Below are 21,848 nucleotides of genomic sequence, written 5' to 3' on the forward strand. Positions count from 1 at the left end.
CTTAATTATAGTTAGCTTGGTCAAAGAATCTGAGCAAAATAGCTACAGGATAGTTACTAAAGTACTACATCAAACTCTTAACCTACTACTATGGGGTAGAGAGTTTGTGATGTTTCAACCAGGACTCAGGAGTTAAAAATTTTTTAGCCGATAGCAAGGAACCAGTTGGTTAGGATATGGACTAATGATCAATCTTAGATTAGGTAATGTTTTTCCCACTGTTGCCTGTTGCCTGTTGCCTGTTGCCTGTTGCCTGCTATAAAATTCCAATCAAGCAAACATCACTAATATTAACGAAGATCATGTCAAATCAGCCCTCTTTTTGGCCTCCTCCAGATTTGTCCCAAGCTGCTTTTGTGGCAGATAACGCTGTAGTTATGGGTGTTGTTGAAGTAGGAGTGGGAGCTAGTATTTGGTATGGAGCTGTTGTCCGGGGTGATGTAGAAGGGATTATGATTGGAGACCATAGTAATGTCCAGGATGGGGCAGTGCTTCATGGAGACCCTGGTTTAGTAACTGTTTTGGAAGATCATGTGACAATTGGACATCGAGCTGTGATTCACTCAGCTCATATAGAAAAAGGTTGTTTGATTGGTATTGGAGCTGTAATTTTGGATGGCGTGCGGGTAGGAGCAGGTAGTATTGTGGGAGCTGGGTCTATTGTCACTAAGGATATACCGCCATTGTCTCTGGTAGTAGGAGTACCTGCAAAAAAAGTTAGGGATATTTCAGAGTCAGAGGCTGCTAATTTAATTGAACACGCTCAACGTTATGAAAAGTTAGCTTTAGTCCACGCTGGCAAGGGAGCTGATGTTGGATTTACCAAGTAAAGTCAAAAGTCAAAAGTCAAAAGTCAAAAGTGAGTTTGAAGATCATATTATTGAAGCAAGATAATCAACCTTTTTCCTCTTTCCTTGTTGGTTCTTCCTTTCTTGGTAAATGCTGCGCAAACCAGTGAAAAGAGTTAAAAATTTTGCTCAAAAAACTTAATTTTAGATTAAGATTATAAGACAATGATAAATCTTTAAAAATCTTCAGGAGGGGAGTAAATGGAATTTGACTTTCGTTTGTTAATCGTTCTATTACCTATAATTGCTGCTGGTGGCTGGGCGGTATACAATATTGGAGCTTTAGCCATTCAACAAGTGCAAAAGTTCTTAAACAAAGAAACTTAGATTCAATCTCAACTCTTTGCTAAAAAGCCGACTGTTTCTTACACTCAGACAACAGTCGGTATTTTATTGATTAATTTTATACAAAATTTAGGAGTAATATATGGCTTTAGAAACTGCCGTAAATGAAACAGTTATTGAGCAAAATATAGAACAATTTCTGTTAGTTCTTTCTGTTTCTCTGAGCGTAGCAACTCTCTCACGAGTTTTTAGTTGGCTCCGTCGAATTCCCTTTACATTATTATTAGTAATTGTTGGATTAGTTCTGGCATTCATTGATGTGAGATTAGTCAATTTATCTCCTGAATTAATCCTCGAAATTTTCTTGCCTCCCCTATTATTTGAGGCTGCTTGGAATTTGAATTGGCGAGACTTAAAACGAGATTTAGTTCCAGTGGGATTTTTTGCAATTATCGGTGTAATTATTTCGGTAGTTGGCATTGCTTATGGTTTAAATTTTTTCACCGGAATTCCTTTAGCGATCGCCTTTCTAGTCGGAGCTAGTTTATCAGCAACAGACCCTATTTCTGTAGTAGCTTTATTAAAAGAATTAGGAGCAAGTAAACGCCTACGCACCTTAATGGAAGGAGAAAGTTTATTTAATGATGGGGTGGCGGTTGTTGCCTTTACTTTGCTAGTAGGAATTCCATTAGGAACAGTGGATAAATTTTCTATTTCAAATTCTCTATCCACTTTTCTCAGTTTTGTTGGCATCGGTGTCGGTATAGGTTGCTTAATTGGTTTTGGTATTTCTTACCTCACCCAACGTTTTGATTTACCTTTGGTGGAACAGTCACTAACTTTAGTTTCTGCTTATGGCACTTATATAATAGTAGAAAAATTAGGGGGTTCGGGAGTTATTGGGGTTGTCACTGTTGGGTTAATTTTAGGTAACTTCGGTTCCCGCATTGGGATGAACCCCCGCACTCGGTTAATAGTTAGTGAGTTTTGGGAGTTTGTGGCATTTTTTGTCAACTCCATAGTGTTTCTGTTAATAGGCGATCAAATTCAATATTCGATTCTGGCAGATAATATAGTATTGATAGCAGTAGCTATTGGAGCAGTTCTTGTTACGCGAGCAATTTCCGTTTATAGTTTGAGTGCTTTGAGTAATTTGGTAGCAAAGTCAAATATTGGTTTAAAAGAACAAACTTTACTTTGGTGGGGAGGTTTGCGGGGGTCTGTTTCTATTGCTCTAGTGTTAAGTGTACCTGTGGTTTTGCCTGGACGAGATGAAATTACGGCAGTTGTATTTGGGGTGGTATTATTTACATTGTTGGTACAAGGTTTAACAACTCAGTCAATGTTGCAAGTATTGGGTTTAATAGGTGACCAACCGCTGCGTCAGGAATATATGGAAACTATCGCTCGTCGTGTAGCTTTAAAGCGGGTGCTTAATTATGTGTCTGAGTTGGTCAGGTTGCAAGAAATTGACCCAGAATATTATCGCTATCAGGCAGAATTTTTGCAAAACGAATTGAAACAGTTGCAGGAGAAAATTGATAAGATGCAGGCGGAACATTCTCAGTTAGTGGCGATGGATATGGAATTATTGCGGAAAGAGTTGGTGGATATCGAAGCAGAAACTTACGCTGAATTTATTCGAGCAGGTAAGTTGAATAGTAATGTATCGCCATTGTTGGCAGAAGTATTTGAGGAACAGGAACATGAATAATATCATGTCCGGTTGAATACTTATAAATAAACGATGGAGGAGTCAGGAGTCAGGAGTCAGGAGTCAGGAGAGAAGAAAGAAGCAAGAAAAAAGAGGAGGAAAAGGAGAAAGTTTTTTTATCACTATGATTTTGGGTTAGGAAGTAGGATAATGCTTTGTTCACAATAGTCTATCTATGTAAAAACTGCGATAAAAAGCGATCGCGAAATCTATTTTATTAGGACTTACGCATACTTCGTAACGCCCCTACAGGTGATGTATAATTTGATATTTTGTGTAAGTCCTGTTTATATCAAATCTGCTTAATTCGCTAAAAATTTTCTATCTGAGCGCCATTGCCATGCCGTTTCACGGAAGTCAGAAGTTAGATTGGATAGGCTAAAAACTTTGACAATACAATAGTTTCAGACAATTATTTGACATTTAAAGGAGCGAAACTATTACCCCTAGTTTGGCATCTGCCATTAATACTTTACACCCTTTACCCTGCAGATGAATTTTTAAAGCTGTTGCCAAATTAAGAGCAATCTCATTATGAGGAATAGTTCCCCCAGTCATAGCAAAAATTCGACCGTTTATATATTCATATTTAATTGGTTGTTTTTCCTCCCAGTCGAAGTATTCTTGGGGGGTCATTTTTTCGGGTTTGGGAACTGCTATCATTGTTTTTCTCCTGGCGGTCTAGGTTCGATATAATTTTAACATATTGGGGTTGCCTCTTGCTTTCTGTATGGGGATCGCCGTGTTTTCTAGTAAATAGATAAAGCGATCGCTTATTTCTCAAAACTGTTGACAATCTGGGGAAGAAGAGGTAAAATATAGAAATTGTTATGTTCAAAAATCGTTAAATAGGTGAAGTCTTATGTCAGCAACGACCAATACTAAGAAAACAACCATAACTTTAACTCTAGAACCAGAACAAAAACAACTTTTAGAGCAGGCGGCTGCTTTGAGACGTTTGACTGTCAGCGAATATTTGCTACAACTTGCTTTAGATACTGCGACTAAGGAAACAGCAGAACCAGAAGTTATTGTAGCGAGCGATCGCGACTGGGAAATAATAGAATCGGCAATTTTGAATCTACCCCCTGCTAAGGAAGCTTTGAAGGCAGCAATTAACGAGAATCAGCAAGAGTAAGGAGAGGCTTTAAACCTTAATTATTCGGTAAACTATAAGAGCTGTTTTATTTTATTGTTGGCACTTTTCATTAATGTCTAGACAGGATGATTTACATTTGCCACTACGTCATACTTTAGAAAAAGACGAGTGGATTATTACCTAGAATCACCAGAAGGCTAGCACTATAATCTTTGATGAGCTTGCCTAGATGAATGGTGAGTATATAATTATTATTCTATGTCATAATTATATACAAATATTAATAGTTTATCCAGTATAAATTTTAGGTAAATTTAGTTATAATAATAAATGTAGTCAGGGAATTAACAACAGCTTTGCTAGTAATTGAGGCCAAATTAAAAGGCAGTCAAAATCAGTACAAAGTTTTAGATGAAATTATTCTCACAGGTCAATTCATCAGGAACAGTTGTTTGCGCTATTGGATGGATAATAAAAACGTCAAGCGCAACGACTTACAAAAACTTTGTTCTGTACTAGCAAAGGATAGTAATTTTCCTTGGGTGAAAAAGTTAAACTCTCAAGCAAGACAAGCATCAGCCGACAGGACATGGCAATCAATACAACGATTCTACAAAAATTGTAGACAGAAATTACCAGGTAAAAAGGCGGTGCGACCCCGCGACGACGACAGTCGCAAGGGAACGCGTACCAAGAGAGGCTATCCAAAATTCAAGAAGTTCACTCGTTCAGTAGAGTACAAATCGACAGGTTATAAACTATCTGCAGACAGAAAGAAAATTGAGTTTAAAGATGGTTTTAAAGCTGGTGTATTTGAGTTGTGGACAAGTCGTGATTTAGTTTGGTATTCAGAACAACAAATAAATCGTGTAAGAATTGTTAGACGTGCTGATGGTTATTATTGTCAATTTTTAGTAAATTCTCAGAGAAAAGAAACTCATAATTTTGAAGGCAATGTAGTAGGAATAGACTTAGGTTTAAATGCTTTTTATACTGATAGTAATGGTAAAGCGGTAGATAATCCTAAATATTTGAGAAAGTCACAAAGGCGGTTGAAAAAGCTACAGAGGATAGTATCGCGTCGCCATGAGAACGGTAAGAAACCTCAGTCAAATAACTACCACAAAGCCAGAAAGCAATTAGCTAGGCAGCACCTCAAAATCAGTAGACAGCGTAAAGACCATGCAGTAAAGACGGCACAGGCGCTAATCCAATCTAACGATTTGGTAGTATACGAAGATTTGAAGGTTAGTAACCTAGTGAAAAATCATCATTTAGCTAAGTCAATATCTGATGCAAGTTGGTATCAGTTCACGGAATGGCTAGAATATTATGCTAAGTTGCATGGAATTGTTTGTGTAGCAGTGCCTCCACATTTCACAAGCCAAAATTGTTCAAATTGTGGTCAAACTGTTAAAAAATTGTTGTCTGTTAGGACTCACAAATGTCCTCACTGTGGTTATATAGCAGACCGTGACCATAACGCTGCAAGGAACATTTTAGCTAAAGGTGTAGAAATGTTAGGAGCAATAGTCAACAGTACCGAGGGGCACTCGGAATCTGGGGGAAACCCAAAAGCTACGGGAGAGTCAGACCTCTGGATTAGTAATAGCAATATTTCTAATTTAAGTTGTCTCTATGAGCGTAGAATCATCAATGATGAGAATCCCGCATCATAATCTCTGATTTGATGCCGGGAGTATGTCAAAAAAGACCCATTAATCTTAGTGTTAGAACAAACAGCATTAAAAGTAGATTTAGGAGCTGAAAAGTTTTTTGCAGCAGAAAAAGAAGGACGGAAAATTGCTGTGGAAATAAAAGACTTTGATTCTCCTTCACCTATTAGCGAATTGGAAAAAACAATAGGAAAGCTTCAGCTTTACCAATTAGCTCTCGAGGTTCAAGAACCAGAAAGACAGCTATTCCTAGCTATTAGTCAAGCCAAATACCTTGAACATTTCCAAAAACCAATTTTTCAGCTAGTTGTCCGAGGTAATAGAATTAATTTATTAATTTATGAACCAGAACAGGAGATTATTGTTCGATGGATTCCTCACTAAATTATCTAGATATCCTCAAAAAAACTGTGCAAGAAGCAACTCGCGACCAACCGAGTTTACAACAGATAAAGCTATATCCTATCTGCGATTTTGATTCTGGTCACTTCCTTGTAGTGGCGACAGGTTTAGATAAGCAAGGATGGAACGACTTCATTCTCTTTCATGCTCGTGTGGTCGATCGCCAAGTCATCATTGAAATGGATAACTTTGAAGATGGGTTAACTTCTTCTCTGATTGACGCTGGTATCCGAGCGGAGGATATTATCTCTGGTTTTAATTATCACAGAAGGAAAGAGGTTCTAAACTTCAACTGATATCATGTTCGGTTGAATACTTACAGTTTGAAAAAGTGTTTTGTCACAAGAGAAATTATGGAAACTATTCGGAAAGTAGTCTATGTCGGGAGCGATCGCCAATCCGACTCAAGATATAGAAGCTTTAGGGTGGGAGAAAATTCGTTCAAATATAATGTTAAGTACAGCTCAAGGGATGGCATATTTTGATATTTATGAGGGTCGGATGATAATGGACGAGCAAGAATTTACAATTCCAGTTCATGCAGGGGATAATTTACCAGAAATATTGATAGGTGTTCTTTGGTTAGATGTAGTACGAATAGTTATAGATAAAGTAGAAGGAATTTTAACTATGGAAGTTAAATAATTAGATGATTTGAGATTCACTGAAAATTGATCAAAATAATTGTGAGATAATCTGCAAACTCATTTCATCAGATAACTCCCCTTGCCGATTTTCCCTGGCGACTTTTTGCAAAAAACATCGATAATTCCGCCAAACAGTCTTAGTATTCGGATGCTCTTTTCCTAGTTGTGAAAACAAAATAAGTAAAGCTTGCACATACAAAGGTTCAGCTTCGGTGTATCGCCCTTGGGAGTAGTAGAGATTTGCCAAGCCGTTGAGACTGGAGGCAATATTTGGATGTGCTGACTTTAGTAGTTGTTTATACATCTCTAATGCTTCTATTAACAGGGGTTCAGCTTCGGTGTATCGCTCTTGGGAGTAGTAGAGATTTGCCAAGCCGTTGAGAGTGTAGGCAATATCTGGATGTGCTGACTTTAGTAGTTGTTTATACATCTTCAACGCTTCTTTATACAAAGGTTCAGCTTCGGTGTATCGCCCTTGGGATTTGTAGAGACTTGCCAGGTTGTGGAAACTGATGGCAATATCTGGATGTGCAGACCCTAGCAGTTGCTTTCTCATCTCCAATGCTTCTATTAACAGGGGTTCAGCTTCGGTGTATCGCTCTTGGGAGTAGTAGAGATTTGCCAAGCCGTTGAGAGTGTAGGCAATATCTGGATGTGCTGACTTTAGTAGTTGTTTATACATCTTCAACGCTTCTTTATACAAAGGTTCAGCTTCGGTGTATCGCCCTTGGGATTTGTAGAGACTTGCCAGGTTGTGGAAACTGATGGCAATATCTGGATGTGCAGACCCTAGCAGTTGCTTTCTCATCTCCAATGCTTCTATTAACAGGGGTTCAGCTTCGGTGTATCGCTCTTGGGAGTAGTAGAGATTTGCCAAGCCGTTGAGAGTGTAGGCAATATCTGGATGTGCTGACCCTAGCAGTTGCTTTCTCATCTCCAATGCTTCTATTAACAGGGGTTCAGCTTCGGTGTATCGCTCTTGGGAGTAGTAGAGATTTGCCAAGCCGTTGAGAGTGTAGGCAATATCTGGATGTGCTGACCCTTGTAGTTGTTTATACATCTTCAACGCTTCTTTATACAAAGGTTCAGCTTCGGTGTATCGCCCTTGGGATTTGTAGAGACTTGCCAGGTTGTGGAGACTGATGACAATATATGGATGTGCAGACCCTAGCAGTTGCTTTCTCATCTCCAATGCTCCTATTAACAGGGGTTCAGCTTCGGTGTATCGTCCTTGATCATAGTAGAGAAGTGCCCAGCCATTGAGACTTTGGGCAATATCTGGATGTACCGATCCTAGCAATTGCTTTCTCATTTCCAATCCTTCTTTATACAAAGGTTCAGCTTCGGTGTATCGCCCTTGAGCAGAGTAGAGATTTGCCAGGTTGTTGAGACTTTGGGCAATATCTGGATGTGCCGACTCTAGCAGTTGCTTTCTCATTGCCAATGCTTCTAAACACAAAGATTCTGCTTCCGTATATCGTCCTTGGAAGCGGTAGAGAACTGCTAGGTTGTTGAGGCTGGAGGCAATAGATGAATGTGCCGGCCCTAGCAGTTGCTTTCTCATTTCCAATGCTTCTATTAACAAGGGTTCAGCTTCGGTGTATCGCCCTTGATAATAGTAGAGAAATGCCAGCTTGTGGAGACTGGTGGCAATAGATGGATGTGCTTTGCCAAACCGACTTTTAGTAATATCCAAGCATTTTTCATGCCAAGATTGAGCTGACTGATAAAATCCCTGACCTTCATAGAATCTGCCCAAACCAAGAAAAGGCGAGATTAAATCTTTATCAGTTAACCAGTCGGTCAAATTTTCTGCTACTTCCTCAAGATGGCGAATAGCAGGTTCAACCGCTAAAATCTCCTCCCTAACAGGTTTATCAGGAATTTCCTTCGCCTCTGCCACCATCACCCGACAAATACCCCGTTTCATTTCCTCAACGGAGTCAGACTCAGACAACTTCCCTCTGAAAAATTCTCGAATCAGTGGATGCAACTCATAACTCCCCTCACCCACTCGTTGCAGCAGACTTAAATTCACCAACCCATAATCTCGCCTATCCTCCAAATCTTCCTCATCTACCTCTGGCAAACACCCTGCCACCAAAGACCAAGGAATAGCTGCCGGAGCAAACAGACTCAACAACCGCCCCAACTCCCGCTCATCCTCATCCAATTCTTGCCAACTCAACTCAAAAGCAGCCGCAACTCCCCGCTTCGCAGTCATATCCTGAGAATATATTTCCATAGATTTATGCTCTAACCGTTTTGACTCCAACCGTTTTCGTGCTTTTGCCAAAGACAAATCTGATTTTCGCTCCAAATAACGCGCCACCAACTCCAACCCCAAGGGCAAAAATCCCAAATCTGCACACAACACCTTTGCCTCTTCCATCTCCCGTTGTATCCGCGTCTCCCCAACAAAGGAAACCAACAATTCCAAAGCCGCATCCTCATCCAACACCTCTAACTCCAACCTGTGGAAAGATTGCGTCAAGTATTTTTGACGGGTAGTTATCAACACCTTAAACCGAGCTTCCCCAGGAGGTAGAAAATCCGAAATCTCCTCATATTCAACCACATCATCAAAAATTACCAGAACATCACCCTGCAACCAATTACGCCAACAGTAAGCCACTTGAGTCTTCAAGTCATCATCTTTTGAAGGATTTAAGTTTAGTTGCGACTTAGCAAAATTAACAATCTGAATTCCTACATCCACACCACGCCCCTCCAACCAACAAACCCCGCCGGGATAAGTCTTTTGCTGGAGGTGATCACGAGCATATTGGAGAGCAAGTTCAGTTTTACCGATACCACCCATACCAGTAATAGAAGTAATTGCTACTCGTTCAGTTGTTTGTAACTGTTGGTGTAGGGTATCCATTACCTCATCCCGACCAACAAAATTCTTAGCGCCACTCCGGCGACTAAAATTTTCAGGAATGCCTTTTGGCACTTGGGTACTTTTCTTTGTCGGTGCCTCTCCCGACGACCCCAGTCAAAAGATTACGTCACCACTAATGGTATTACCTTTAAACGCTTCTGGACTACCTACAATAGCCGCAGTATCAACAATATTTCCACTCTCAACAATATTACCCCCACTCATAGTGCTTCCCTGAAACAAAGCATTAATTTTCTCAGCAGTTACTCCTTGAGACTTAATTTTTTCAATCTCAGCCTCAATATTTTTCACATATTCTGGACTTTCCTGTTTTGCCACTTCAACCACATCAATAACAGCTTGCTTAACTTCCCGGTCTTCATTAGCAGCAGCTTCCAACTCTTTTATGGCCTGATTAAAATCTACAGGAAAAGCTTCTGTTTCAGCAGATTTCAAGACTGGCAAAGTTCCCACAGGCTTTCGTTGTATGAGTTGCCAAAACTTATCCACCTGCTCCAAAGTCTTTTCCCCTAAACCTTCTCCTGTCTTTTCCACATATTTAGTTAAAAAAGAATAGGCGATCGCTGCTAGGCCCAATTCTATAGGTTCCATTTTCTATACTCCTTGTTGAAATATTGATAATTATAAATAATATTTATCTGGACTGCTACTTTCAAGTGTGGGGAGTAGGAGAGATTGAAGTAATTATAGAATTATCAACATATATCAGGGAACAGGGAACAGTAGGAAAAACATTTCCCTGTCTTACGGTTTATCATCCGCATAAGTCAAACACCAACTCGTTTTTTGCTATCTGGTCAAGCCCCCGCGCATCCCCCACCCATTGGGGGACTTTTAGAGTTTTATTCCCCCCGCGCATTGGCTTGCTCGGGTAGCTCTGCATCATACCCATAATCAGCAACGCCTAATTTCTAACTTCTTCCTTCTTCCTTCTTCTCTCTTCCTTCTACTACACAAATAAACTTTCAACAGCTTGAAGCAACTGACTTTGACTCCAATCTTGATATAAATGAGCCGCGATCGCACATCCTCCACAACCCACACCTTCTTTAACATATCCCTGTTCATAAGCTCGTAGTTGAGGATAACAAGACTCAGCAAAACTAAGTTGTGTTGCCATCAAAGGCACAAAACCAATTTCTCTAGCCAACCCCACAGTATCTCCCGTCAGGTCTTCAGCAACCCATCTAGTTGTTCCCACCACAATATTCTCAGGCAACCAAGATAAAGAATATTTTGCAGCTAATGCTTGCATCAAAGCATAAACAGCTAACATTTGTGTACCACCAGCTAACATCACCCCTACTTTGAGACTTGCTGTCATTGCCATTCCTGCTACTACTATTTGCATCGGGTCTCCCACCGCAGCGACCAATTTTAGAGGTTGTGCAAGCGGAGGTACAGAATTAAAACCAGAAATTTGTAAACCCTGGCGCACCACAGCCAACTTTTGAGCATGATTACATTGAGGATGACTGCTATTAACTTTACCCGCAGCCGCAATACCTAAACCTAACAAAATTGCTAAAGCAGTAGTTGTACCTCCAACCACACATTCTCCTAATATTAAATAGCTATCTTTTGCTTCCGCAGCTAACTTATATCCCCAACTCTTGCCAACTTCTAGTAAATGTTCAACAGTTGCTATATCTAAAGCACGACCAGAAGTTAAACAACGAGCTGGAGTACCACCCAAATCAATTGTTGGTACAGTAGGTTGATGAGTTAAACCAGCATTAAATAAGTAGAGAGGAATATTGAGAGCATCAATAATTGCTTTTGTGATTAAAACTGGTGAAGCACCTGCATCAAGAGGTGGTAATGGATATTTGGGTTGTGGTTGAAAACCATTATATAAAAATTCTACATCTGCCAAACAAGTATATTGGCGGTCTTTTGGAGTCGCCCCTGCTGCAGAAATTCCTGGTATTAGACCTGTATCTGTAAATCCTAATATACAGCCAAAAATTGGTTGGCGTCTCCGATACCTTTGCAGCCAATTTTTTCCCTGTTGCACCTGAGTATAAACACGAATCATTATTATTATTGAGTAAATGTAGGTAATAGATTATTTAGATATCTTCAGAAAAGAGGGAATAGGGAATAGGGAACAGGGAGAAATATTAAAATATTTATGGATAACAATTGATTTGATTTTGGAGTGGTGGTGCATTGTCATAATCGTACATTGTAATTATTTTTGTTACCAGAGACGGTAGTGGGAGCATCTTGCTCCCTCGCTTTGAGGATGCCCACGCTAGGACAGGATGCCCGCACTAGAAATTGTTCATTGTTCATCTGGATATATCATTATTATTCAGAACTACCTATTTTTGATTTTTGGAGATGTCTATATGGAGAGGAGAAAAGTTTACCTACAACCTAATACCTAAACCTACAGAAGAGTTTGCTCAGTTACGCTACCGCTAACACACCCTACCACTTTTGAGGGCGAATGCCATTCGCCCCTACGACTTTTGACTTCCGCATAGCGGCACTACTCATAATCAAGCAACACACTTACCCATTTAGGAGGTCTAGGAATAGAGTTACCGATGCGGTCTAGTAATAATAAAGCTACCAAATGTACAACAAATAAATACACAACATTATTCACAAATACCATGACTAAAGCAAGTACTTGAATTAAAGGCAAACTAGGTTGAGCTAATAATCCCAATTTGATAAATACCCATTCTAGGAATTCTGTAACTTGTGTAGTTAAATATATCCAGAGGTCTTGTCCCAACAAAAGTGAAAGTAACCAAAATCGAAAAAAGAAACCAAAAGAGCCGAGTATAGAACCTAAACCAATAGAAGTGAACCAATTTCCTCCTCGTTTCCACACCCCTCCTAACATTACTCCCATCAAACCAAAAGGAATAACAAATAAAATACTACGAGTTGGCCCCATAAGCACAGATAAAAGTAATCCTGATACTGTTGCGCCCATCCAAGCTGCACGGTTTCCCCATCGTAAATATAGTAAGGCAATTGGTACTGGAAAGAAAACTCTTAATAAGGGTCCCAAGGGAAAATAATAATTGATAAACCAAATTAAACTAGCTGTACTGGCCAGAAAGGCTGTTTCTACCAGAACTATTGGTTTATCTTCTTTACTGGTGGATGATGGTATTCGATCTGAAGTTGTTTTCACAGAATTGGTTTGGCCTTATAAATTTTGGCTAGTGCCGCTACGCGGAAGTTAAAAATCAAAAATCAAAAGTCAAAAGTATTTATTGGTAAGGCTTTTAGGATTTTGTAACTGGTTAGTTATTTCTGCCATCCTGCACTAGTGAACTTTAATAGACTTTTAATTTACTTCTTGATTAAACGGCATTGCTGATTTGATGTATGAAATTCAATTAGTGGTAAATTTTCACCCAAAACAATAGTGGGAATTATATCTATATTCTGACTCTAAAGTCACCGAAAAACTCTTTTCTGACTCCTGTCTCCTGTATCCTGACTTATGAGCAAAAAATAAGGTCCATAGCCTCCCCTTGGCTGCGCCGCGAGCTATCGCTCTACAAGGGGATGAAAAAAAATAAGGTTCAATATTTCAATTCACTTTACTTTCCTAGGTCATGCTGCGCAAACAGGCAAAGGTACTGATAACTGATAACTGATAACTGATAACTGATAAGCAACCCCGATTAAACAAGTGTACGTTCCAATGCGTGTATATCAGGAATACATAATGTATCGCGATCGCGCTTGATTAATGACTTTTTTTCTAACTTACTTAAGACTCTAGTTACTGTCTCTCTGGCCAACCCACTTAAACTACTTAGTTCTCTATGAGGTAAATTAGGAATTTCTTTTCCTTGTTGAGAATCTATTCCTTGTCCCTCTGCTAAAAATAGTAAAATATCTGCTACCCTAGCCTGAGCATCTGCTTCTCGTAGTCTGAGTCGTCGATTCACTTGTCGTAAACGTCTGGCCATTAATTGGGCTAATCGAATTCCCGCTGTGGGTTCAGTATGAATTAGATGAGCAAAATCTTGAGCTGGCATATTACCAATTAATGTGGGGGCTAAGGTAATTACATCAGTAGAGCGAGGTACTTCATCTAAAGCAGCCATTTCTCCAAATAATTCGCCTTTACCCAAAATATTCAGGGTTACTTCTTTACCATCCAAATTATAGGTGCGAATTTTTACCCACCCATCCAGAATGAAGTATACAGATGTCCCCCAATCATTTTCCAGCAAGATTACCTGGTTTGGTGGATGTTGACGACTGACCACATGAATGACTGCTTTTTCTAATGCTTCTTGTGGTAAACCTTCAAAAAATGAGGTAGAAAGCATTAATTCTTTAATATTTAATTGGGGGTCGCGATTATACCTTTCTTCCATAAAGTTATTTTTTCAAAATCTAAGAGGGCAGTATATTTAGCCCAAAGAGCAACTATAAGTTAATAATTAAAATTAATATATATATTATATTATTAGCCAATTGGCCGACTTTAAATATCCTGAAAGTCAACAACTTTGTGGAAGTTATGACAGGGCTTTTACAGTATGGTAGTAAACAGATATCAGTACAGGATTTGTCAAAAATTCAAAATATCAATCATAAATTCAGAAACTTTTACTACTACTTCCAGTAAAGTGCTCCTTGATGGGTTAAACATCCACAGGGTCATCATACTGTTTCCTAGTCCTAAAAAATTTTCTAAACAGCTCAATTTTAGGACTATTATAGTTAATAAATATTATTATGTATGTAGTAGGTATAGAAAGCAAAACTCTTTAAATTATTAATTTAATAATATCCTGCTATTGCTACATCAGGCTGTACATTAGACTAAAGAGTCTGAAAAAAATCTTAACACTTTTAATTCAATTCATCCCCAATTTGTACATCTAGTATGAAAGACTAATTTTACAGTCAGTTATGCTCTCATCAGTTTTATAATTCTTAATGAAGGTGAGCGACAGAGGTGAAACTCTTGAATTTCCAGAATAAGCAAATCAAATCAATAATCAGGGAAATAGATCAGGTGCTAAATCAGTCTAGCACTGAAAATTCTCCTAAAGTCCTAGAAAAAACACTCAGAAAATCTCAAAAGATACTAAAGCAGGTTTTGAACTACCTGAGTCAGAATGTGGATACAATCTCCAGTCTACAGCTACTCTCTGTTGACCCACCTTCAAATTCGGAAAATATTATTGACCAGACGACAAAGCAACATCCAGAAAAGCTAGAAGAGTTTTTGACTCCTATTAATCACTATCTACAAGAAGATTTTCAAGTTCTTAAAGAACAACGTCAAGCTTTGCAAGAAGAAATTAGGCAACTGGAGAAGCAAAGACAAGATAATTATTCTCTAGCTCAACAATATGCTAAACAGGAGCAAATTATCTCTGAGTTTTCTCAAGCTTTACTTGGCCCTGTACAAGAAACATTGGTGGAACATTTGTCTCAGTTAACTAACCAGCATCCATATCCAAGTCAAAGTCAGACTGCTTTATCTCTTAACCAAAATCTCGATCCACAAACTTCTAAAAATATTGAATCTTCTGAAATGGTGGCAAGTTCAGAGGATAGGTTTAGAGAAGATTATAACTTCGATCGGCCATTTGTTGATGACTTTAATACAGAGGATAGTGAAGAAACACAGCAAGAGCCAGAAAATTTTATAGTATCCTCCAATGTTAGTCCTGAAAATATTCAAAATCAAAAACTATCTCCTCAAATAAATGAATTATATGAGCTTACCGATAAAGATGTATTACCTTATCCAGGATATGAGTTTGTGGCTAAAGTAAATACAGAATCAAAAACAACTGAAGCAGATAACTCAAACCCTCAAGAATCATCTATTCAAAATCAATTTAATCTTGATAAACAGCAAGATTTAGAATTTGTTAACAGTCAAAACCAGCAAAATCAAACTTTTGCTCAATTAGAAGCTCCCAGTTTTGAAGAGAATGAAACAGATTGGCAAAAATATCAAAATTATACTGCTAAAATAGAAGATTCAGAAATAGCAAATACGATGGAATCATCACTAAATTCAGAGTCAAATTTAGACAACTCAGAAAATGTAGAAAGCTCTGAAATTATCGAATCTCTAAGTAATCTATTCGGTGAACTAGAGATAAATGAGGCAGAAACTCAGCAATTAATTGCTTCTTTAGAATCTAAACAAGAACAAACAAATTGCAGCAATAAATCAGAAGAAAAAGAAGAGTATCTTCACGCATCGGCTAAAGAAAGTCTCTTGCCAATACAAGAATCAGATGAAAAACAAGATATAGAATTATTATTAGATACTAATCTACTCAATAATTTGCGTTCTGATTTAGAACATTTAGAAGAATTTGACGTAGATGAATTAGCAGAAGATTCACAACAAACTGAGCTTCAATTAGGAGAATATTCACCTGAATCTTTAGCAGAAAGTAATCTTGAATCGACTAATGATTCTGTTACTTCGACTTCAGAAGCAGAAATTACTAACTTAGAGGGTTTATTTATAGATATTGATGATGTTTCCGGAAAATCAAATCTAATGAACCAAGAAAATACTCACAATTCAGCAGAAAATACAGAAAATGAACAAAGTTTAGAAGATATTTTAGATAGCTTAACATCTTCAACAGAAGTGGAATCAACAGACACAGACGACCGAGAATTTTTACCGCTAGAAACCCTACTTCAAGACACTCCAGAGACAGAAAAAAAAAATTTAATTCCTCACAAGAGACAGATAGAAAACTAGAGGAAACAGCTTCACTATGGTATTTAGGAATTGACTTTGGTACTACAGGTATTTCTGCAGCATTATTTAATCGTAGCAGCTGTGAAATTTATCCTATATATTGGGAGAAAGTAGCAACTAAACAAGAGTTAGATATTACTGAAACAAATCAACAATTTACCCTCTCAACAAAAATAGACCAAAGAACTTTCAGCGCTACCAAAAAAATATATCACTTACCATCAACTTTATACATACATCACAAATCATCTCAAGAGAAAACTATACAAGAAAAACCCTTTTTACTACACAACTTTAAAACTGATCTAAAAGTTACTATTCCTTACCTTTCAATTAAATTTGAAAAACAAAAATTGCAGGAAAAGCTAGACGAATCTTTTCTTCTAGATTCTAACTTTGTTGCTACAACTGCCCATGAACCAATTTTACAGTTGTCTGAACATCAACAAATTCCTCTAAAATTAGTTCATCAAGGATTAGTAACTTTATTGACAACTCTTCAGACCCAAGCTTTTGTCCAAGACTCCATTTCTCTAACTGATGGAGAAACTCACACAATAATTACTTTACCTAATGATTATATTTGTGGCGCAGTAGGATTAGACCAAGAAACATTTGTTTCCGCTTTGGCACAATTAAAATCTGTGTTGATGGGTAGTCCAACTAATTGGCCAGAAGCTTATCGCTTCAATCTCAGAGAAGCAGTTTTAGAAGCAGGTCTTGTCAAAAATGTCAATCAAGTAATTGTGGTTGAGGAGGCGATCGCTACTGCCTTATCAGAATTAACCTCACTAACAGAAGATCCAAAAACATCTACTATCTCAGAATTTAGAAAGGGCAAAATTTTAATTGTAAATGTGGGAGCAACCACAACAGAAATGGCTTTAGTTAATTTCCCTGATGATGGCCAAAATTTAACTTACTCTCACTTCCATTGTCATAGTTTTGCTTATGGGGGTCATGCTCTAGATCAAGATATTGTTTGTCAACTATTACTAAAAAACGAAAATATTTCGCCCCAGACCCAGAAAGAAAATAATCAAGAACAATCTACTCAATTATGGCCACGGCCAGGCTACCCAGATTTATCAATTAGGTATCAACTACAGCAATGGTTACAAAGTTCATCCTACAGACAAGAATTATTAGCAGCAGCTCGTAATTTAAAAGTAATTCTGCCATCTGAAAAAGAATTTATTTTGAATATAGGCGATCGCCAATGGCATTTACAGCAACAAGATTTAGAAAAGAAAGTATTAGAACCTTTTATACAACAATTAAATCAGGAGTTAAATAATTTTTTGAGTAGGGTGGGAATATCTCCGGTGGGAATTAACCGCGCTTTATGTACTGGAGGTAATGGGAGTTGGAGCAGGATATCTCGTTGGTTACGTCAAAAATTGCCTAATGCAATTATTGTTCAAGATCCAAAAGTTAATTCTGAAAATGTAGAGTTAGGGGAGGAAGAGCTACAGGGAGCGGATAATTGTTTATCTGAGATTGAAGATATTAAGCTAACTATAGGTAGGGTCGCTTATGGTTTAGCTATTTTACCTCTTTATCCACAAATTATAGATATACCTCAGCAACAGTACAACGACTATTTTTTACTTTGGGAAATACTGCGAGTTTTTCCAGATCGTGCTTTATCCCTCAGAAAAGTTTATCAATTATTAGAGGAACAAGGAATAAATACTCGTGTTTGTCAGGAGAACATTAAGACTATTTTAGAAAGTAAACTACCTCCTGGTTTGATACCTTTGGAGGAAGATATAATGTTATTGAGTGAAGTTTCTCGACAAAATTCTGACTATCAAAGTTTGAGAGCAAAGCCACTTTTTTGCCAAGAAACTGATGGTAGTGGATATCGTTTGAGTAACGAACAAGCAGAATATGTAAAAGAATACTTACATAAGCTAGTGGCTAATACTAGGCAAAAATTTGAGGAACCTTTGCTTAAGTCTCTTGATACTTTCGCGATCGCGGAGCGCGGTGTCAACCATATCGCTTTCTGATTTTTTTCACTATTATATCTTGTTAATTTGTATTAAGCGCAGCTTCATGGACAATTGGTATTTTCATTAATTGATAATGGATAATTACCTCTGGTTAAAACCGCTACGGAATTGAATATAAGGAAATCTGATTTCTTCTCTTGGTCTGATGGATATGGCTCTGAGACCTCGCCATCCGGAGACCGCTTTTTTCTCCTTAAAAGGAGAGGCAATAAAGCCGAATGGATCAATTATCAATTATCCATTATCCATTGGTAAAGAATTATTTCTTACTTCTGAATTTTGAGTTATCAAATATGAACTTTAAAAATTATCTATGGACTTTTGTGAATTTATTATTTCCAATTCAGCCCCTATTTCTAACTTCTTCTCTCTTACTTTTTCCTTCTACAGCAATTGTTTTAATGCAACCTGCTGCTCAAGCTTTAATGGCAGATGAAATTAATCAAATTGCTACAGAATTTACAGTATTAATTGACTCAATAAATCCAGCTTCTGGGGTAATAATTTCTCAAAACAAAAATACTTATTATGTTTTAACTGCCAAGCACGTTGTAGAAACCCAAGATGAATATGCAGTTATTACTAAAGATGGGGAAAGACATAAAATTGATTATCAAAGAATAATTAAATTACCAGGAGTAGATTTAGCACTTTTAGAATTTCGGAGTCAGAAAAAGTATCAAATAGCTAGTTTAGCTGATTATGATTATCAAGCAGAATTTCGTCATATTTTTGTGTCTGGTTGGCCTGCATCGAGATTACCTTTTGCCGAAAGAGAACGTTTATTTAGTCCGGGATTATTAATTAATCAAGATTATGAATTAGCTTTTATCAAAGACCCGGTTTCTAATGGTTATGAACTTTTTTATAACAATATTACTGAGTTAGGTTTAAGTGGCGCACCTATTTTAGATACTCAAGGAAGAGTGATTGGAATTCATGGTGCTTCTGAAGGTACAAAAATTTATGATGAAAAGTCTAATTCAGTGGAGAGAGTCAGTATTGGTTTTAGTTATGGAATTCCTATTAATACCTTTTTACAGTTAGCAGATAAGTTCAATATGAGATTAAATTTTCAGTTGGAAAATTTCCCACCACTACCACTAACTCAAAAAGAAGCTTTTTCTATAGAAGCTTATTTAAAAGTTCCAGAAACAACAGATATTTCTAGTGCAGCAGCATGGGCAAACCGTGGGAATCATTTGTATAGATTGGAGAAATTTGAAGAAGCATTAATAGCTTTTGAACGTGCAATAAAAATCAGAGAAAATTTTTATCCTGCTTGGTATGGAAAAGGAAATGTATTGTCAGCTTTAGGTAGACATGATAGAGCAATTGATGCCTATCAAAAAACAGTAAAAATCAAACCAGATTTTTATTTAGCTTGGCGAGACAAAGGCGCTTTATTAACTTATTTAGACCGACCCCACGACGCATTAATATCTTTTAATCAAGTAATTAGATATAAACCAGATGATTTTGTAGTTTGGTATCTGAGAGGAAATATTTTAACCATACATTTTCGGGAATATAAACAAGCGATCGCTGCTTATGATAAGGCAATTCAATTAAAGTCTGATTTTGTTGATGCTTGGTTGGGAAAAGGAGAAGTTCTTTATCGTTTAGAGCGGTATCAAGAAGCTAGAGAAGTAGCTCAACAAGCGTTGAAACTTAAGCCTAACGACCCAGAAATTTCGAGTCTTTTAAATGCTCTAGATGAAAGAAATTTACCACCAGACTCTGTTGAATGGAGACCAAATCAAAACCAAGTAGAAAGAAGAAATTATCCTCCCAGAAGACCACCTAATTTATTATGGTAATCAATTATATATAGTAGGGAATAGGAAGCAGGGAGTAGGGATTAGGGAATAGAAAATATCAAGCTTGAAAAAAGAATGTTACCGAATAATTAATCATTAAATAATTCTGGTTTAAAGCCGACTTTTTAAGGAGAAAAAAAGCGGTCGTTTTGCTACCCAACATGTAAAGCGCAGCTTCCCGTAGAGTAGGATGGCGAGGTCTCCTCACCATATCCAATCGACCAAGAGAAGAATAATATTTCCTTATATTCAATTCCGAAACGGTTAAAACCAGAGGTAATTATCAATTATCCATTATCAATTATCCATTAATGAAGGATAATTAGAGTAATTTCTAAACTTTACCTATAGTGTTTCTTTGATTAAAAATCAATCTGATCCCTAATACCAATTTGAAAAAAGAATGCTACAAAAAGGTAGACCTTGCTCGAATATGCTTAAAAATAGCTAGTCCAGTTTATTTTAGATAGTTATTTATATCGTTTTTCCCTTTTTTTCAAAATTTATCCCTTCTTCCTTCTTTCCTCTTCCTTCTTTCGTACGGACTATGCAACGTTCCTACCATTTGTAACAAACATTTATCACGCTTGGTATAATAGATATCTCCAGAAAAGAGGGAGGAGGCAGTAGGGAACCCACCCCTAACCCCTCCCAGGAGGGGAAATAATTGATAATTTCTGTGTGATAATTGATTTTATTTTTGATTTTTGGAGATGTCTAATAAATGCCGATAAACCCTTCCTTCTATACATCGTCAATTCGACATTTTTACTACCTAAATCTTAGTAATAACTTTGCTATTTATAGCAACTATTTATCAAACTGCTAGAACAGGAAATAGGGAAAGATAAAGTGATCTTTTTCTTTTGGGTTTAATACTCCGCCGTCTACACGGTGTTTACAATTGGTTGGGGTGATAAGACATAGAAATGGCAGGTCGTTGACTGTCTCCATCCACTTTTCCTTTTTGTTTCTTCCTTCTTCCTTCTTCCTTCTTCCTTCTTCCATCTTTTAAGTCATAGGACAAAAAGATTATCAATCTAGCAATCTTAATTAATTTGATAAAAAATATCTCTAGCATTTACCATTCGACTGATGTAATAGGTTTACCTGAAAAAGCCCGGAACATTATTACGTATTTTTGATTCTATAAAATCAACAATCATATCTCAATCATCAAGTTTTAATATCCTATAGATTAACCCACAAATATCAAGGATATTATGACAAACTTCTCATGGCTTTTTCAAATTATTAACCTACCACCTACAACTTTCTTCAAAGTTTATTTAGGTATAGCAGTCGAAGCAAAGGTTAGGACAGATCAAAAGCTTAAAACTCAGATAACGTAAGATTTTTCCTTCTTATTTCTTCCTTCTTCCTTCTTCCTTATATCTAGCATTTATCATCCGATTTATATAGTAGGTTTACCTGAAAAAGCCCGGAACATTATTACGTATTTTTGATTCTATAAAATCAACAATCATATCTCAATCATCAAGTTTTAATATCCTATAGATTAACCCACAAATATCAAGGATATTATGACAAACTTCTCATGGCTTTTTCAAATTATTAACCTACCACCTACAACTTTCTTCAAAGTTTATTTAGGTATAGCAGTCGAAGCAAAGGTTAGGACAGATCAAAAGCTTAAAACTCAGATAACGTAAGATTTTTCCTTCTTATTTCTTCCTTCTT

The 21,848-nt window shown here is 37.3% G+C and carries 17 protein-coding genes and 1 pseudogene; 11 read left to right on the plus strand and 7 right to left on the minus strand.

Annotation, left to right across the window (positions count from 1 at the left end):
• The first annotated feature begins 302 nt into the window (after positions 1-302).
• From F6K15_RS14975 to F6K15_RS14985, 3 genes are all read left to right on the plus strand, one after another.
• Positions 303-830 carry a gamma carbonic anhydrase family protein gene (locus F6K15_RS14975; protein ID WP_293061970.1) on the plus strand — a complete coding sequence of 176 codons (528 nt, stop codon included), beginning with the start codon at positions 303-305 and terminating at the stop codon, positions 828-830.
• Between the two features lie 219 nt (positions 831-1,049).
• On the plus strand, positions 1,050-1,175 hold the full coding sequence (locus tag F6K15_RS14980) for a photosystem II protein Y (protein ID WP_293061972.1): 126 nt from the start codon (positions 1,050-1,052) through the stop codon (positions 1,173-1,175).
• Between the two features lie 100 nt (positions 1,176-1,275).
• Complete coding sequence (locus F6K15_RS14985; RefSeq protein WP_293061974.1) at positions 1,276-2,847, plus strand: sodium:proton antiporter; 1,572 nt, start codon at positions 1,276-1,278, stop codon at positions 2,845-2,847.
• 423 nt (positions 2,848-3,270) lie between these two features.
• Here F6K15_RS14985 and F6K15_RS14990 read toward each other — a convergent pair whose 3' ends face one another.
• Positions 3,271-3,510: a Uma2 family endonuclease gene (locus tag F6K15_RS14990; protein ID WP_363268002.1), complete on the minus strand. Its 240-nt coding sequence runs from the start codon at positions 3,508-3,510 to the stop codon at positions 3,271-3,273.
• Positions 3,511-3,709: 199 nt separating this feature from the next.
• Here F6K15_RS14990 and F6K15_RS14995 point away from each other — a divergent pair, with 199 nt between their 5' ends.
• The 5 genes and pseudogenes from F6K15_RS14995 to F6K15_RS15015 all read left to right on the plus strand — a co-directional run bounded on the left by F6K15_RS14995 (position 3,710) and on the right by F6K15_RS15015 (position 6,669).
• Positions 3,710-3,985 (plus strand): DUF1778 domain-containing protein, encoded by a 276-nt coding sequence (locus F6K15_RS14995; RefSeq protein ID WP_293061975.1) that lies wholly within the window; start codon positions 3,710-3,712, stop codon positions 3,983-3,985.
• A 317-nt stretch (positions 3,986-4,302) separates the two neighbouring features.
• Positions 4,303-5,625 carry a transposase gene (locus tag F6K15_RS15000; protein WP_293061977.1) on the plus strand — a complete coding sequence of 441 codons (1,323 nt, stop codon included), beginning with the start codon at positions 4,303-4,305 and terminating at the stop codon, positions 5,623-5,625.
• Positions 5,626-5,661: 36 nt separating this feature from the next.
• Positions 5,662-6,006 (plus strand): annotated as a pseudogene (locus F6K15_RS15005) (element excision factor XisH family protein); the annotation flags it as partial.
• Complete coding sequence (locus F6K15_RS15010; RefSeq protein ID WP_293061979.1) at positions 5,991-6,320, plus strand: element excision factor XisI family protein; 330 nt, start codon at positions 5,991-5,993, stop codon at positions 6,318-6,320. The pseudogene F6K15_RS15005 and the gene F6K15_RS15010, both read left to right, overlap by 16 nt.
• 82 nt (positions 6,321-6,402) lie before the next feature.
• Positions 6,403-6,669, plus strand: coding sequence for an aspartyl protease (locus F6K15_RS15015; RefSeq protein WP_293061981.1), 267 nt, complete (start codon positions 6,403-6,405; stop codon positions 6,667-6,669).
• 30 nt (positions 6,670-6,699) lie between these two features.
• On the opposite strand, the gene F6K15_RS15020 is transcribed toward F6K15_RS15015, so the two are convergent.
• The 5 genes from F6K15_RS15020 to F6K15_RS15040 all read right to left on the minus strand — a co-directional run bounded on the left by F6K15_RS15020 (position 6,700) and on the right by F6K15_RS15040 (position 13,937).
• On the minus strand, positions 6,700-9,627 hold the full coding sequence (locus F6K15_RS15020) for a tetratricopeptide repeat protein (protein ID WP_293061983.1): 2,928 nt from the start codon (positions 9,625-9,627) through the stop codon (positions 6,700-6,702).
• 42 nt (positions 9,628-9,669) lie between these two features.
• A complete protein-coding gene (locus F6K15_RS15025) occupies positions 9,670-10,167 on the minus strand; it encodes a hypothetical protein (RefSeq protein WP_293061985.1) in 498 nt (165 codons plus the stop codon).
• A 358-nt stretch (positions 10,168-10,525) separates the two neighbouring features.
• Complete coding sequence (gene cobT, locus F6K15_RS15030) at positions 10,526-11,614, minus strand: nicotinate mononucleotide-dependent phosphoribosyltransferase CobT (protein WP_293061987.1); 1,089 nt, start codon at positions 11,612-11,614, stop codon at positions 10,526-10,528.
• Between the two features lie 459 nt (positions 11,615-12,073).
• Positions 12,074-12,733: a DUF2232 domain-containing protein gene (locus F6K15_RS15035; RefSeq protein WP_293061989.1), complete on the minus strand. Its 660-nt coding sequence runs from the start codon at positions 12,731-12,733 to the stop codon at positions 12,074-12,076.
• 499 nt (positions 12,734-13,232) lie between these two features.
• Positions 13,233-13,937 (minus strand): Crp/Fnr family transcriptional regulator, encoded by a 705-nt coding sequence (locus F6K15_RS15040; RefSeq protein WP_202222707.1) that lies wholly within the window; start codon positions 13,935-13,937, stop codon positions 13,233-13,235.
• 647 nt (positions 13,938-14,584) lie between these two features.
• Between F6K15_RS15040 and F6K15_RS15045 the strand changes: the two genes are divergently transcribed.
• The 3 genes from F6K15_RS15045 to F6K15_RS15055 all read left to right on the plus strand — a co-directional run bounded on the left by F6K15_RS15045 (position 14,585) and on the right by F6K15_RS15055 (position 20,147).
• Positions 14,585-16,309, plus strand: coding sequence for a hypothetical protein (locus tag F6K15_RS15045; RefSeq protein ID WP_293061995.1), 1,725 nt, complete (start codon positions 14,585-14,587; stop codon positions 16,307-16,309).
• A gap of 353 nt (positions 16,310-16,662) precedes the next feature.
• On the plus strand, positions 16,663-18,324 hold the full coding sequence (locus F6K15_RS15050; RefSeq protein ID WP_293061997.1) for a hypothetical protein: 1,662 nt from the start codon (positions 16,663-16,665) through the stop codon (positions 18,322-18,324).
• A 296-nt stretch (positions 18,325-18,620) separates the two neighbouring features.
• Positions 18,621-20,147: a tetratricopeptide repeat-containing serine protease family protein gene (locus F6K15_RS15055; protein WP_293061999.1), complete on the plus strand. Its 1,527-nt coding sequence runs from the start codon at positions 18,621-18,623 to the stop codon at positions 20,145-20,147.
• Between the two features lie 898 nt (positions 20,148-21,045).
• On the opposite strand, the gene F6K15_RS15060 is transcribed toward F6K15_RS15055, so the two are convergent.
• Complete coding sequence (locus F6K15_RS15060) at positions 21,046-21,228, minus strand: hypothetical protein (protein ID WP_293062001.1); 183 nt, start codon at positions 21,226-21,228, stop codon at positions 21,046-21,048.
• Positions 21,229-21,848: the final 620 nt, after the last annotated feature.

It is taken from the genome of Okeania sp. SIO2B3 (assembly GCF_010672525.1).
Lineage (GTDB): Bacteria > Cyanobacteriota > Cyanobacteriia > Cyanobacteriales > Microcoleaceae > Okeania.

What these genes read in the sequence shown, in the direction of transcription:
- F6K15_RS15060 (WP_293062001.1), bottom strand. Translation starts at nt 21,228, where the DNA reads ATGCTAGAGATATTTTTTATCAAATTAATTAAGATTGCTAGATTGATA.
- F6K15_RS14985 (WP_293061974.1), top strand. Translation starts at nt 1,276, where the DNA reads ATGGCTTTAGAAACTGCCGTAAATGAAACAGTTATTGAGCAAAATATA.
- F6K15_RS14975 (WP_293061970.1), top strand. Translation starts at nt 303, where the DNA reads ATGTCAAATCAGCCCTCTTTTTGGCCTCCTCCAGATTTGTCCCAAGCT.
- F6K15_RS15055 (WP_293061999.1), top strand. Translation starts at nt 18,621, where the DNA reads ATGAACTTTAAAAATTATCTATGGACTTTTGTGAATTTATTATTTCCA.
- cobT (WP_293061987.1), bottom strand. Translation starts at nt 11,614, where the DNA reads ATGATTCGTGTTTATACTCAGGTGCAACAGGGAAAAAATTGGCTGCAA.
- F6K15_RS15025 (WP_293061985.1), bottom strand. Translation starts at nt 10,167, where the DNA reads ATGGAACCTATAGAATTGGGCCTAGCAGCGATCGCCTATTCTTTTTTA.
- F6K15_RS15010 (WP_293061979.1), top strand. Translation starts at nt 5,991, where the DNA reads ATGGATTCCTCACTAAATTATCTAGATATCCTCAAAAAAACTGTGCAA.
- F6K15_RS14995 (WP_293061975.1), top strand. Translation starts at nt 3,710, where the DNA reads ATGTCAGCAACGACCAATACTAAGAAAACAACCATAACTTTAACTCTA.
- F6K15_RS14980 (WP_293061972.1), top strand. Translation starts at nt 1,050, where the DNA reads ATGGAATTTGACTTTCGTTTGTTAATCGTTCTATTACCTATAATTGCT.
- F6K15_RS15040 (WP_202222707.1), bottom strand. Translation starts at nt 13,937, where the DNA reads ATGGAAGAAAGGTATAATCGCGACCCCCAATTAAATATTAAAGAATTA.
- F6K15_RS14990 (WP_363268002.1), bottom strand. Translation starts at nt 3,510, where the DNA reads ATGATAGCAGTTCCCAAACCCGAAAAAATGACCCCCCAAGAATACTTC.
- F6K15_RS15015 (WP_293061981.1), top strand. Translation starts at nt 6,403, where the DNA reads ATGTCGGGAGCGATCGCCAATCCGACTCAAGATATAGAAGCTTTAGGG.